This is a genomic window from Alcanivorax sp. HI0083 (assembly GCF_001635175.1).
This window is the reverse complement of sequence record NZ_LWFX01001690.1, coordinates 1-536: the sequence shown is the minus strand read 5'-3', so window position 1 is coordinate 536 and position 536 is coordinate 1. Positions and strand designations below refer to the sequence as shown.

Here is a 536-nt window from a genome sequence, read left to right as displayed (position 1 = left end):
ATGCACGTAGTAGGCCCGCAGGCGTCCGAGCTGATTCAGCAAGGCGTTATCGCCATGGAGTTTGGGGCTACCGTGGAAGATTTGCAGCTGATGGTGTTTGGTCACCCAAGCCTGTCAGAAACCGTTCATGAAGCAGCCTTGGCCACGGACTTTAAAGCAATCCATGTGGCGCAGCGTCGTCGCAAGAAATAGTGCGACATTTGAACGGCAGCGATAACGGCGCTTGAACAGGGCGCCACTAATTCATTGATGATGGAAGTATTGGCATGAATCTCCATGAGTATCAGTCAAAACAGCTTTTTGCTGATTATGGGTTGCCAGTCTCTACCGGCTTTGCCTGCGATACCCCGGAAGAGGTCGCAGCAAAGGCGAAAGAGATCGGTGGTGACAAATGGGTCGTGAAGGCCCAGGTTCACGCGGGCGGCCGTGGTAAGGCCGGTGGTGTGAAGCTGGTGGATACCCCGGCAGATGCGGCGGCGTTTGCCAAGCAGTGGCTGGGCAAGAACCTGGTAACGTTCCAGACCGATGAACACGGC

General features: G+C 55.4%; 1 protein-coding gene and 1 pseudogene. Both read left to right on the top strand.

Features of this window, described 5'->3' with window-relative positions; all coding sequences use genetic code 11:
• A pseudogene (locus A3754_RS24725) lies at nucleotides 1-192 on the top strand (dihydrolipoyl dehydrogenase); the annotation flags it as partial.
• A 74-nt stretch (nucleotides 193-266) separates the two neighbouring features.
• The coding region (locus A3754_RS24720; RefSeq protein WP_197468851.1) for an ATP-grasp domain-containing protein at nucleotides 267-536 on the top strand (270 nt) is incomplete at its 3' end.